Annotated in this window: 11 protein-coding genes; all 11 read right to left on the bottom strand. The window is 38.0% G+C overall.

Annotated features, from left to right (window positions below; genetic code table 11):
• Position 1: 1 nt before the first annotated feature.
• Genes ACQVD9_RS13710 through rsmH form a run of 11 tightly spaced genes read right to left on the bottom strand, consistent with a single transcriptional unit; the run spans position 2 to position 12926 of the window.
• The gene (locus tag ACQVD9_RS13710; RefSeq protein WP_264746504.1) at positions 2–934 is read right to left on the bottom strand and encodes a D-alanine--D-alanine ligase; all 933 of its coding nucleotides are present in this window, start codon (positions 932–934) and stop codon (positions 2–4) included.
• Positions 921–2417 (bottom strand): UDP-N-acetylmuramate--L-alanine ligase, encoded by a 1497-nt coding sequence (gene murC, locus ACQVD9_RS13715; RefSeq protein WP_264746505.1) that lies wholly within the window; start codon positions 2415–2417, stop codon positions 921–923. Before murC ends, ACQVD9_RS13710 begins: the two co-directional genes overlap by 14 nt.
• Positions 2410–3483 carry an undecaprenyldiphospho-muramoylpentapeptide beta-N-acetylglucosaminyltransferase gene (gene murG / locus ACQVD9_RS13720; RefSeq protein WP_264746506.1) on the bottom strand — a complete coding sequence of 358 codons (1074 nt, stop codon included), beginning with the start codon at positions 3481–3483 and terminating at the stop codon, positions 2410–2412. The genes murC and murG overlap by 8 nt, the downstream gene beginning before the upstream one ends.
• Positions 3473–4696, bottom strand: coding sequence for a putative lipid II flippase FtsW (gene ftsW / locus ACQVD9_RS13725; RefSeq protein WP_264746507.1), 1224 nt, complete (start codon positions 4694–4696; stop codon positions 3473–3475). Before ftsW ends, murG begins: the two co-directional genes overlap by 11 nt.
• Positions 4693–6045 (bottom strand): UDP-N-acetylmuramoyl-L-alanine--D-glutamate ligase, encoded by a 1353-nt coding sequence (gene murD / locus ACQVD9_RS13730; RefSeq protein WP_264746508.1) that lies wholly within the window; start codon positions 6043–6045, stop codon positions 4693–4695. Before murD ends, ftsW begins: the two co-directional genes overlap by 4 nt.
• 11 nt (positions 6046–6056) lie before the next feature.
• Positions 6057–7145 carry a phospho-N-acetylmuramoyl-pentapeptide-transferase gene (mraY, locus tag ACQVD9_RS13735; RefSeq protein ID WP_264746509.1) on the bottom strand — a complete coding sequence of 363 codons (1089 nt, stop codon included), beginning with the start codon at positions 7143–7145 and terminating at the stop codon, positions 6057–6059.
• On the bottom strand, positions 7145–8512 hold the full coding sequence (locus ACQVD9_RS13740; RefSeq protein WP_264746510.1) for a UDP-N-acetylmuramoyl-tripeptide--D-alanyl-D-alanine ligase: 1368 nt from the start codon (positions 8510–8512) through the stop codon (positions 7145–7147). Before ACQVD9_RS13740 ends, mraY begins: the two co-directional genes overlap by 1 nt.
• A gap of 1 nt (position 8513) precedes the next feature.
• Entirely contained in the window at positions 8514–9980 is a 1467-nt protein-coding gene (gene murE / locus ACQVD9_RS13745; RefSeq protein ID WP_264747796.1) for a UDP-N-acetylmuramoyl-L-alanyl-D-glutamate--2,6-diaminopimelate ligase, read from the bottom strand.
• A 2-nt stretch (positions 9981–9982) separates the two neighbouring features.
• Positions 9983–11695, bottom strand: a complete 1713-nt coding sequence (locus tag ACQVD9_RS13750; RefSeq protein ID WP_264746511.1) for a peptidoglycan D,D-transpeptidase FtsI family protein — start codon at positions 11693–11695, stop codon at positions 9983–9985.
• Positions 11692–11982, bottom strand: coding sequence for a cell division protein FtsL (gene ftsL / locus ACQVD9_RS13755; RefSeq protein ID WP_264746512.1), 291 nt, complete (start codon positions 11980–11982; stop codon positions 11692–11694). Before ftsL ends, ACQVD9_RS13750 begins: the two co-directional genes overlap by 4 nt.
• Complete coding sequence (rsmH, locus tag ACQVD9_RS13760) at positions 11982–12926, bottom strand: 16S rRNA (cytosine(1402)-N(4))-methyltransferase RsmH (RefSeq protein WP_264746513.1); 945 nt, start codon at positions 12924–12926, stop codon at positions 11982–11984. The genes ftsL and rsmH overlap by 1 nt, the downstream gene beginning before the upstream one ends.
• Between the last annotated feature and the right edge of the window lie 5 nt (positions 12927–12931).

Raw genomic sequence — 12931 nt, forward strand, 5'->3', positions numbered from 1 at the left:
TTTAACCTCCTTGCACCAAAGTAGTAGCTAATATGGTTAATACCAACTGTTGATAATCCATCCCAATAGCTTTTGCTGCCATAGGAACTAAACTGTGGTCTGTCATACCAGGTGCAGTGTTAACCTCTAACAAATAAAAATTACCTTGTTGATCCTGCATCACATCAACACGTCCCCAACCCTCTATATTTATTAACTGACAAGCCTTAAGCGTTAATGCTTGTAGCTCTTTTTCCTTTTCCTCATCTAAGCCACAAGGAATTTGATAAATAGTGTCTGTCGCTTTATATTTAGCATCATAATCATAAAAAGTATGAGGCGTTGCTAAACGAATAGGTGGCAAAACCTGATTATCTACTACAGCTATCGTAAATTCAGCTCCAGTCACCCATTCTTCAACTAATACTTCAGCGTCATAAGTTAATGCGCTTTGCCAGGCAGCTATTAACTCATCAACATTATTAACCTTTGCCATTCCTACACTAGAACCTTCATGGCTTGGTTTAATAATCATTGGAAAACCTAGTGACTGCGCTGCTTGCTGACAATCTTCTTCTGTTGTTAACACTGCATATTTAGGAGTAGGCAAACCAAAACTTGACCATATTTGTTTGGTTCTCAACTTATCCATTGCCAATGCAGAAGCCAATACACCACTTCCTGTATAAGGAATTTTCAATGTTTCTAATAAGCCTTGAATACAACCATCTTCGCCACCGCGACCATGTAATATAATGAAGACTCTATCCACTTTTTCTGACAAAAACTTGGCTAACCAATCACCTTTTGTATCAACAGCGAATGCATCAACGCCTGCATCTAATAAGGCTTGTAATACCATTTTTCCAGAGTTTAAAGAAACCTCTCTTTCAGCGCTTTCACCACCGAAAAAAACAGCAACTCTGCCAAAATCAATAGGATTATATTTTTTCATTTTTCTTTTTCCCTTTTTTCAAAGGTTTAACTGGTTCACTGATAAAAGATTTTGCGTTCTTCATGATTTGGCTTGCTATAGCGCCAATATCGCCTGCCCCTTGGCAAAGTAAGATATCACCAGGTCTTAAAATAGGCTTAACCACATCTACAATATCAGTATCACGTTCTACATAAATTGGATCTAGTACACCACGTTGGCGAATACTGCCACACAATTGACGGCTATCTGCACCAGGGATAGGATCTTCCCCTGCAGGATAAACCTCCATTAATAATAACAAGTTAACACCCGATAGCACCTGTACAAAATCTTCATACAGATCACGAGTACGGGTATAACGATGAGGTTGATAAAGCATTACTAAACGGCGTTCTGGCCAGCCATCACGCACTGCCTGAATAACTGCTGCCACCTCTGTAGGATGATGCCCATAATCATCTACTACCATCACTGTTCCACCATCTACAGGTAACTCGCCATACACTTGAAAACGTCTACCAACACCTTCAAACTTACTAATACCCGCTAAGATAGTTCTATCATTAATACCATCATCAGAGGCAATAGCTAAAGTAGCTAATGAATTCAACACATTATGCTTACCAGGCAGATTTACCACCGCTTTTAATGGCTCATAACCTTTTCTTAAAATAGTAAAATAAGTACGCAACTCTTCTTGATAAACATCAACCGCACGTATATCTGCATCCTCACTAAAACCGTAAGTCATAATTGGACGACTGATTTGAGGGATAATCTCTCTTACAACAGGATCATCAATACACATCACTGCTAAACCATAGAATGGCAAGTTATGTAAAAAGCTAATAAAAGTTTTCTTTAATTTATTAAAGTCACCATCATAAGTAGCCATATGGTCAGCTTCAATATTAGTAACCACTGCTACCATTGGCTGTAAATGCAAGAAACTAGCATCACTTTCATCGGCTTCTGCAATAAGGTACTGACCGCCGCCTAACTTCGCGTTAGTCCCTGCTGCATTTAGACGGCCACCAATTACAAAAGTAGGGTCCAATTTAGCTGCTGCATAAACTGAAGCAATTAAACTTGTTGTCGTAGTTTTACCATGTGTGCCTGCCACTGCAATACCATAACGATATCGCATCAGCTCACCTAACATTTCAGCTCTAGGTACAACAGGTATACGTCGTTCCAATGCAGCGGCTACCTCTGGGTTTTTTGTATTAATGGCACTAGAAACCACAAGCACACTCGCATTAGCTTGGTTCTCAACACAATGACCAATATAAATTGTCGCGCCCATTTTCTTTAGGCGCTCAGTAACAGGCGATACTTTAATATCTGAACCTGATATTTTATAGCCAAGGTTTAACAATACCTCAGCTATACCACACATTCCAGAACCACCAATACCAACAAAATGAATCCAATGAACACGACGCATACGACGCATACGACGTGATTCAGGTTGTAAAACTTCATAACGACTTTTAACCATTGGCTACCTCCAAACAGGTATCAACCACGTCACTAGTAGCCTTAGGTTTCGCTAAGCTTTTGGCGATTTTTCCCATTTCTCTCAATTTTTCAGGATTTTTTAATAATGTTTGTAAATGATCAGCCATAACTTGTGGTGTTAACTGAGCTTGTATCAATTTGATTGCAGCCCCTTTACAAGCAAGATAATCAGCATTAAAACTCTGATGATCATCAATAGCATGGGGTAAAGGAATTAACATAGCAGCTGAACCTGTCGCAGCTAACTCGCTCACTGTTAAAGCACCTGCCCGACAAACCACTAAATCAGCCCAACTGTAGGCTTGTTGCATATCAGTAATAAATGGTTCTACCTTAGCTTCGACTGTTGCTTTTTGATAACGCTCTTTGGTTACTTCAGCATGGTTTTTACCTGCTTGATGAAAGACCTCTGGACGAATTGAATCATCAAGCAATGCCAAAGCTTCAGGTAATAACTTATTAAGTGGTTCAGCCCCTAAGCTTCCACCAACTACTAACAATCTCACTTTACGATCAACTATGGATTCTTTAGACTGCTCAATAAACAGCTCTTTGCGTACAGGGTTACCCGTAGTAATTAAATGCTCTTTATTCACAAAAGTATTAGGAAAACCTTGGCAAATACGGGTTGCCATTTTTGCTAAATAACGATTAGCAGTGCCCACTTTGGCATTCTGCTCATGAATAATTAATGGTATACCAACTAACTTTGCAGCTAGACCACCAGGGCCAGTCACAAAACCACCAAAACCAACCACACATACTGGTTTTATTTCTTTAATCAGCTTACGAGCTTGTCTTAATGCGCCTAACAATAAGAAAGGAGCTTTTATTAATGTAGTAAGACTCTTACCACGTAATCCTGTCACATTAATCTGATAAATTGGTAAGCCTGCTTTAGCCACCAGTTCATTCTCCATGCCTTTGGGTGTACCAAGCCAATGAACGTTATAACCTCTTTCCTGAAAGTCTTTAGCGCAGGCTAACGCAGGGAATACATGACCACCAGTACCTGCTGCCATAATTAATATATTTTTAGCGACCATGTTTCACCTCCGAAGATTCTTCTGGAAAATCTTTATCAGTAAACACGTAAGATAGTTCAGGCTCTGGATAACGTCTTTCCCAATCAATTCGTAGTAATATTCCTAAACAAATACAGCAAATAACCAAAGAACTACCACCATAACTTAAAAATGGTAAGGTCAAACCTTTAGTAGGTAATAACCCAACATTTACCCCTACATTAATAATAAATTGACCAAGCCATAACATGGCAATGCCGTAAGCTACATAAGCAGAAAAATATTGTTTTTCACGCTCTGCCCATAAACCAATAATTAATGCCCTCACACCAACAAACACAAATAGTGCAACAGTGCATAGAGAGCCTACTAAACCCAACTCTTCAGCCAACACAGCAAATACAAAGTCTGTATGTGCTTCTGGTAAATAAAATTGTTTTTGAATACTATTACCAAGACCTAATCCCAAAAAATCCCCTCGTCCAAAAGCAATTAATGATTGGGTTAATTGATAGCCAGAACCAAACTGATCAGCAAAAGGGTCTGTAAAGTTCATCAAACGATGCATTCTATATTCTTGCGTTAAAACCAAAAATACTACGGCACCAATACTCATTAATACCATTAATAAGAAACGTCCCAGGCTCACACCACCTAAGAACAACATAGCAAGTGCAGCGCCCATCATTACCACTGTTGCTCCAAAATCTGGCTCTAATAGGAATAACCAAGCCACCGGTAATAACACGACAAAAGGTTTAAAGAAACCTGACCATGTATCTCTAACTTGTTCTTTACGGCGAACCAAATAGCCTGCTAAATAGATAACAGCAAATAACTTTCCTAGCTCAGAAGGTTGAATATTAAATAAGCCAACGCCAATCCAACGGCTTGCACCATTCACATTGCGTCCAATGCCTGGGATTAATACAGCTACTAATAACACCACTGCCACACATAGCAAATGAGCACTGTACTTTTGCCATACTTTAATGGGTACCACTAAAACACTTGCTGTAGCCAAAATGCCAATAGCGAGGTAAACCAAATGCCTTGTTAAGTTATAAAAAGTATTACCTGTTTGTGCTGATGCTACCTCAGAAGAAGCAGAGGCAATCATTACAGCACCTAAACCCAATAATAATAAGCAACCAGCCAATAATGGAAAATCGACATCAAAACCACGTCGGCTATAAATAGGTGAAGGATTTAAACAAACGATGGACAGTTTCATTCACTTAACCCCTTTACAGCTTCTGCAAACAGCTGGCCTCGTTCTTCAAAGTTTTTAAACATATCCCAACTAGCACAAGCAGGCGCTAATAATACCGCATCATTTTTTTGAGCAAGTTTAGAGGCTTCTGCCACTGCTTGTTCAATACTACTTACATATATTCTTGGTATCGCTGTATCTAAAATTTTCTCTATTAAAGGAGCATCCTTTCCTAATAAAATAACTGCTCGACAATAATTTTCAATCGGCTCTTTTAAGCTATTAAAATCAGCACCTTTACCATCACCACCAGCAACTAACACTAGCTTGCCAGTAATATCCCTACCTAACCCATCGATTGCTGCTAAAGCAGCACCTACATTAGTCGCTTTAGAATCATTGTAGTAAACCACACCAGCTTTTTCTGCAACCCATTCACAACGATGAGGTAAACCTTTGAAGTTTACTAAGGCCTCTATCATAGCTTCAAAAGATAAACCTACGGCATGCCCTAATGCTAAAGCAGCCATAACATTAGACCAGTTGTGACTACCTCTAATTTTTAATCTATCTAATGGCAACAATGGCTCATTATTAAAGATAATCCAACCATCACCCTGCAAAGAATCTAATTTAAAGCCTGTAAAATCTGACTTAGCTAGTTTAGTAGTAAACTCCCAACGAACTGCTGTAGTTAGTGCTTTTTTAGGGATAGATAATAGATCATCCAGATTTACAACTACTTGCTTAGCACCTAAAAAAATACGCTGTTTAGCATCACTGTATGCAGCTAGATCAGAGTAACGATCCATATGATCTTCACTCACATTTAATAATGTGGCTACTTCAGCATTTAGCTGTTGGCAACTTTCTAATTGAAAACTAGAAAGTTCTAAAACATACAAATCAATATCGTCTGCTAAAAGATTTAAAGCAGGCTCACCAAGATTACCACCTACCGCAACTTTTCTTCCTGCTGCCTTCGCCATTTCACCGACTAATGTGGTAACAGTACTTTTCCCATTAGAACCTGTAATAGCTACAATAGGAGCTTTTGCTAATTGTGAAAATAAATCAACATCACCAGATAGCCTAACACCACGTTTTGCCGCTGTTTGTAAAGCAGGAGTTTTTAAATCAAGTCCAGGGCTTACAAACAATGTTTTAGCCTTACACAAAAACTCTACATTTAATTCACCACACTGTACTTCAACTTGTGGATACTCTATTTTTAATGTAGTTAACTCTGGTGGACTACTACGGGTATCAACCACAGCAAAAGATGCCCTTTGACTCGCCAAATAACGAACCAACGACATACCACTTTTGCCAAGGCCAACAACGATATAAAAGTCAGTCGTAGTAATCATAAAAAACTCTATTACCTTATCTTTAAGGTAGCTAAACCAATCAATACTAAAATTACCGTAATAATCCAGAATCTCACTATCACACGTGGTTCTGGCCAACCTTTTAACTCAAAATGATGATGAATGGGCGCCATTCTAAAAACACGCTTTCCTGTTAATTTGAAAGAGGCTACTTGGATAATGACTGATAATGTTTCCATCACAAAAACACCGCCCATAATAAATAATACAATCTCTTGGTGAACGATCACCGCAATAGTGCCTAACGCAGCACCTAATGCTAATGAGCCTACATCACCCATAAATACTTGTGCTGGATAAGTGTTAAACCAAAGAAAACCTAAACCTGCACCAATCATAGCAGCACAAAAAACAACTAACTCACCTGAACCATGTACATAAGGTATTAATAAATATTTGGCAAATTGCATATTACCTGACAAATAACAGAAAATACCTAATGCACCACCTACCAATACAGTAGGCATAATAGCTAAACCATCTAAACCATCTGTTAAATTGACCGCATTACTAGTACCCACAATGACAAAGTAAGCAAATACAATAAAAAACATCCCTAATGGATAAATACCATGTTTTAAAAAAGGTAAATATAAAGAGGTATCTTGTGAGCCCTTGGCTGCTGTTACATATAAAAATATAGCAATCCCTAAGGCAAATATTGACTGCCAAAAATACTTCCAACGGCTCGGTAATCCTTTGGTATTTTTTTCTATCACTTTACGATAATCATCAACCCAGCCAATAGCACCAAATAACAAAGTAACAACAATAACTACCCATACATATTTATTGGCTAAGTTTGCCCATAATAATGTACTGATAGTAATAGAACTTAAAATCAACACACCTCCCATGGTAGGTGTACCCGTTTTTGATAAATGCTCTTTAACACCTTCTTCACGTACTACTTGACCAATTTGCAGATTCTTTAAAGTGCGAATCATCCAAGGCCCTAAAAATAAAGCTAATAATAAAGCAGTTAACACAGCCATAATGCTTCGTGTAGATTGATATAGAAATGCTCCAAATCCTGAGTGCACATTTTCTTGTAAGAAACTAAATAACCAAACTAACATTAATGAATTCCTTCTGCAGAACCACAAAGGTTACTAACCAATGTTTCCATCCCCATACTACGTGATCCTTTTACCAAAATTATATTGTTCACATCATCGTGAACAACCAATGCTTTTAATAACTCTTCTTTAGTTTCAAAATGATAAGCCTTATCACCAAATGCTTTAACTGCAAATGTAGTTAATGGCCCTATGGCATATAAAATATCAACTTTATCTTTAGCATAATCACCTATTTGCTGATGAGTTTGCTCAGCCCATTGGCCTAGCTCACCCATATCACCTAATACCAGTATTTTTCTACCCGTAAACTCCGCTAATAAATCAATTGCAGCTTTTACTGAAGCAGGACTGGCATTGTAACTATCATCAATAACACGTGCGCCACCTAATGCTAAGAAAGTATTAGTGCGCCCTTTTACAGATAGCTGTGCATTTAAACCTTCTTTAATAACTGCTAAGTCAATATCTATTGCATAACAAGCAGCTGCCGCAGCTAATGCATTACTAACATTATGTTGCCCTAAAACATTTAATTGAATATCCATTTCACCAACAGGACTATGCAAAGTAAAAGATTGGCAACCATTTCTATTACGACTTAAATCACTTGAATAAAAATCAGCTTGGTTATTTTGTTTAGCAAAGCTAATCACCTTACGTTGCCCTGCTCGTTTTTTCCAAATAGCAAAAGAAGGATCATCTAAATTAAGAATGGCTGTTCCATTAGCATCTAAACCATCAATAATTTCACCTTTGGCTTCAATAATATTTTCTAAACTACCAAACTTACCAACATGGGCATTACTAGCATTATTTAATACCGAAACATCAGGTTTTACTAAATTAACACTATAGCTAATTTCACCTATTGCTGAAGCACCCATCTCAATAACAGCAAATTCATGTTCTGCTGTTAATTGCAATAATGTTAAAGGTACTCCTAAATCATTATTTAGATTACCTTGAGTAGCATGTACAGTTCCCTGTTTACTTAAAATACTTGCAACAAACTCTTTAACGGTTGTTTTACCGCTAGAACCTGTAATACCAATTACTTTTCCTTGAAAAGCTTGTCGATTCAATGCACCCAGTTTCCCTAAGGCCAATCTAGTATTGCCAACAACTAATTGTGGAATATTCACCTCATCCACGGGACATTCAACCATAGCAGCAACGGCACCATTTTCAGCCGCTTTAGCCACATAATCATGACCATCAAAATTTTCACCAGAGATAGCAATAAATAACTCACCTTTATTAATGGTTCTACTATCAATTGACACAGCATCAAAACTTACACTATCACCAATCAATGTAACTTCTAATAAAGTTGCTAACTGTGCGAGTGACATTGGTTTAATCATATTATTTATTCTCCCAAGTCTTTAATGCTTGGTTAGCCTGTTCTGTATCAGAGAAATGGCTGCGCTCACCATTTATCTCCTGATAATCTTCGTGGCCTTTACCTGCTATTAATACTACATCGTCTGATTTTGCTTGAGCTATAGTTTGTAAAATAGCTTGTTGTCTATCAGCAATAGTTTGTACTGACTGGGTACTATTAAAGCCTTTTAAAATATCATTAATAATGGCACTGCTTATCTCTTCACGAGGATTATCGTCTGTTACCACTACTTGGTCTGCTAATCTTTCAGCAATGGCTGCCATAAGTGGACGCTTGCCTTTATCTCTACTACCACCACAACCAAAGACACACCATAATTTACCTTTAACATGGGGCTTTAATGCTGTTAAGACTTGCTCTAAAGCATCTGGCGTATGTGCATAATCCACAATGACTAAAGGTTTTTCATTACCACCCAAACATTGCATTCTGCCAGCAGGCGCTTTTAACTGTGGCACTATCGTCAATACTTTGGCAAACTCATAGCCTAACCCTAACAAACTACCAACAACCGCTAGCACATTACTTAAATTAAAATGTCCAATAAGCTGACTCTGTAACAAACCTGTTCCTTGTGGTGAAACTAAGTTAGCTGTAACACCCCGCTCATTGAATAAAATATTAGTACAGTGCAAATCAGCGGTTGTATCTTCAATACTATAAGTAAGTAACTCTTTATGATTATTTTGGTTTACTAGCTGCTTACCATAAGTATCATCTTGATTAATTACTCTGGCTTGTAAACTATCCCAAGCAAAAAGCTTAGCTTTAGCAGCAGCATAGTTTTCTAATGTTTCATGATAATCTAAGTGATCTCTTGTTAAATTAGTAAACACGGCCACTTTAAAGGGTAATGCTGCAACACGTCCTTGATCTAAACCATGGGAAGAAACCTCTAAAGCAACGGCTTTAGCGCCTTCTTGTAATAACTTAGCTAAACTAGCTTGAACACTAATCGCATCTGGTGTTGTTTGTTTACCCTGCTGTAATCTTTGCCAAAATCCTGTACCCAATGTACCTATAATGCCACAAGGTTCATTTAACAAATCTAATGCTTGAGCAATTAGTTGAGTAACTGTTGTTTTACCGTTAGTACCTGTAACACCTATCAAACGTAATAGGTTTGCTGGTTCACCATAGAAACGACCTGCAATATCAGATACATGGTATTGTAATTTTTTTACTGCAATAAACTCAGCGTAAGGGTGCTGATTAACTATAGAATCTGCTAACTGATAATCTTCAGGATCATATACGATAGTTAATGCACCCTTGTGGAGAGCCTGTTCAATATAGTCTCTACCATCTTGCTGAGTACCCTTGACAGCAAGGAATAAGTCACCCTGCTGCACCATTCTGCTATCTAACTTAAGCCCTGTTATTTCAATAGGCTTTTGTACTTGAGGTAATAACTGATTAAGTAACATCATTACCTCCTTGAGTTAGAAAACTGTGCGATAGATTGATCACTCGCCAATAAATTATCAGGAGTAATATTCATCATCCGCAATGTGCCAGACATCACTTTACTGAAAACAGGAGCTGCTATCAGGCCACCAAAATAGCCAACTTTAGTTGGTTCATCAATCACTACCACCATTGCAAATCTTGGATTACTTGCTGGTGCTATGCCTGCAAAGAACGAGCGATAATGATTTTCACCATACCCCTTATTGACAATAGTTTTTCTTGCTGTACCACTTTTACCAGCTATGTGATAGCCATTAACACGCGCTCTAAACACACCACCCTCATCTTCAACTACAGCCTGTAACATTTTAAGCACAGTTTTAGATATATTAGGATCAATAGCTTGTGTTCCTACTGGAACTTCATGTCTCTTAACCAAAGAAAGAGGTAAACTGACACCATTATTAGCTAACGTTGCATATGCATGAGCTAACTGCATGGGTGTTACTGAAAGACCATAACCATAGGATAAAGTAGCCGTTTCTGCTGGTCCCCACTTACGGTGAACAGGTAAAGAACCTGTTGATTCACCTGGAAATCCTAAGCCTGTAGTTTCACCAAAGCCTACTTTTCTCATTGTTTCATAAATGGGTTCAGCACCAATATCAAAGGCAATCTTACTCATCCCAATATTACTAGATTTCTTTAAAACACCTGTTAAATCTAAAATAGTAGCTCGCGATACATCTTTAATTGTATAGTGTCCAACTTTTAACTGCCCACCTGTAACATTGACAGTATCTTCTGGCTTCCAACGTCCTGTTGCTAAAGCTGCTGCCATGGAAAAAGGCTTTACTGTTGAACCAGGCTCAAACGCGTCTAGCATCGCGCGATTACGTATTTCTTCTGGTTTTAACTGGCTACGATTATTAGGGTTATAAGTAGGTTGATTAGCTAATGCTAAAATTTCACCTGTTTTAATATCAATCAATACTAAACTAGCTGAATTAGCACCATATTCTTCCATCGCATAATGCAGCTCACGAATAGCAAGATATTGCAATCTTAAGTCAATTGATAACTGAATTTGCTTACCTGGTTTAGCATGGCTTACTATTTGTAAATCTTTAATTAAATGGCCACGACGGTCTTTTAATACTTCACGCTTTCCAGAAACGCCTGTTAACCAACCATCATAAGCAAGCTCAACCCCTTCTCTACCTTTATCATCGATATCAGTAAAACCAATTAAATGAGAAACTGTATCTCCTGCAGGGTAAAAACGACGATACTCCTCAAGGGAGTATACGCCAGTAAAATCTTGTTTTAAGATCTCATTTCCCTTATCAGGGTCTAACCCCCTAGCAAGATAAATAAACTCCCTATCATCATTCTTTTTAATTTTTTCTGATAATGTTTTAACATCTTGCCCTAATGCTCTTGCCAATTTAGGCCACTCATCTGGCATCTGTGACAATTCTTTAGGATTAGCCCATAAAGTAATAACAGGTGTACTTACTGCAAGGTATTGGCCATTGCGATCAGTAATCATACCACGATGAGCAGAAATCGGCATGTAGCGTACAGATCTTAAATCACCCTGAAGTTTAAGAAACTCATTATTAATAACATGACGATCGAGCAATTTCCAAACAATAGCTCCCACCATCAGTGCCAATAACACTAATACAAATTTGAAACGCCCTGGATAACTATTTTCATTGGCTGTCATTGGCCTATTATCCTTACGTCATTTGGGACAGGAATATGCATGGTTAACTGATTAACTGCTATTTTCTCAACACGGCTATAAGCCGTCCAAGTACTTTGCTCTAAAATTAATCTGCCCCAATCTGCTTGCGCCTTATTGTAAAGGCACATATTTTGATAAAGCTCATTAAGCAGTTGTCTATTTTTATGACTGGTATAAATAACCATTACTGCTGAAACCAATACAGCAATAAAAAGTATTAGCATTAATAAACTACCTTTTGGCATGGCACTTTGCTTTTTATCCATTACCTTAACTTCTCTGCAGTTCTTAATACAGCACTACGAGAGCGAGGATTATTTTTTACTTCCTGCTCACTAGCATAAATTGGCTTACCAATTATGTGTAACTTTGCCTCAAAAGGTTCTACCTGTATTGGTAAATCCCTTGGTAATTGGTCTTTTTCACCTTTTACCTGCTTCCGCATAAATTGCTTTACAATACGATCTTCCAATGAATGAAAGCTAATTACCACTAATCGACCACCAACTGCTAGTACATCAAGTGCTGCTTGTAAACCGTGTTCTAAATCGCTTAACTCATTATTTACAAAGATACGAATTGCTTGAAATGCACGAGTCGCTGGATGTTTACCTTTTTCCCAAGCAGGATTAGCTACTGTTATAACTTCAGCTAAATCTAATGTCCGCTCAAATGGTTTGACTTCCCTTCTCTGAACAACCGCTCTCGCCATTCTTTTAGCGAAACGCTCTTCACCATACTCTTTAAGTACTCGGCTAATTTCATCTTCACTGGCTGATGCTATCCAATCTTTAGCGCTGACACCTGACAGAGGATTCATTCGCATATCTAATGGACCATCTTGATTAAAACTAAAGCCACGACCTGCATCATCTAACTGTGGTGATGAAACACCTAAATCTAATAAAACTCCTGATACCTTCCCTGCTAAACCACGCTTTTCTAACTCTTCTTTCATTGCTGCAAAAGAATTTTGAATAATAGAAAAACGTTTTTCCTCAGCCATTAATAAATTTCCTGTATTAATGGCAAGTGGATCTTTATCAAATCCTATTAACTGACCTTGCTTACCTAACCGACTAAGGATCAATCGGCTATGCCCGCCACGACCAAAAGTACCATCCACATAACAACCATCTGCCATTATGGCTAGCTGTTCAACGGCTTCATTCAACAACACCGTTGTATGAGTAAAATTTTGTGTTGTCATGGTCG

This window comes from Entomomonas sp. E7T21, assembly GCF_058693955.1.

What these genes read in the sequence shown, in the direction of transcription:
- ACQVD9_RS13710 (WP_264746504.1), bottom strand. Translation starts at nt 934, where the DNA reads ATGAAAAAATATAATCCTATTGATTTTGGCAGAGTTGCTGTTTTTTTC.
- murC (WP_264746505.1), bottom strand. Translation starts at nt 2,417, where the DNA reads ATGGTTAAAAGTCGTTATGAAGTTTTACAACCTGAATCACGTCGTATG.
- murG (WP_264746506.1), bottom strand. Translation starts at nt 3,483, where the DNA reads ATGGTCGCTAAAAATATATTAATTATGGCAGCAGGTACTGGTGGTCAT.
- ftsW (WP_264746507.1), bottom strand. Translation starts at nt 4,696, where the DNA reads ATGAAACTGTCCATCGTTTGTTTAAATCCTTCACCTATTTATAGCCGA.
- murD (WP_264746508.1), bottom strand. Translation starts at nt 6,045, where the DNA reads ATGATTACTACGACTGACTTTTATATCGTTGTTGGCCTTGGCAAAAGT.
- mraY (WP_264746509.1), bottom strand. Translation starts at nt 7,145, where the DNA reads ATGTTAGTTTGGTTATTTAGTTTCTTACAAGAAAATGTGCACTCAGGA.
- ACQVD9_RS13740 (WP_264746510.1), bottom strand. Translation starts at nt 8,512, where the DNA reads ATGATTAAACCAATGTCACTCGCACAGTTAGCAACTTTATTAGAAGTT.
- murE (WP_264747796.1), bottom strand. Translation starts at nt 9,980, where the DNA reads ATGTTACTTAATCAGTTATTACCTCAAGTACAAAAGCCTATTGAAATA.
- ACQVD9_RS13750 (WP_264746511.1), bottom strand. Translation starts at nt 11,695, where the DNA reads ATGACAGCCAATGAAAATAGTTATCCAGGGCGTTTCAAATTTGTATTA.
- ftsL (WP_264746512.1), bottom strand. Translation starts at nt 11,982, where the DNA reads ATGGATAAAAAGCAAAGTGCCATGCCAAAAGGTAGTTTATTAATGCTA.
- rsmH (WP_264746513.1), bottom strand. Translation starts at nt 12,926, where the DNA reads ATGACAACACAAAATTTTACTCATACAACGGTGTTGTTGAATGAAGCC.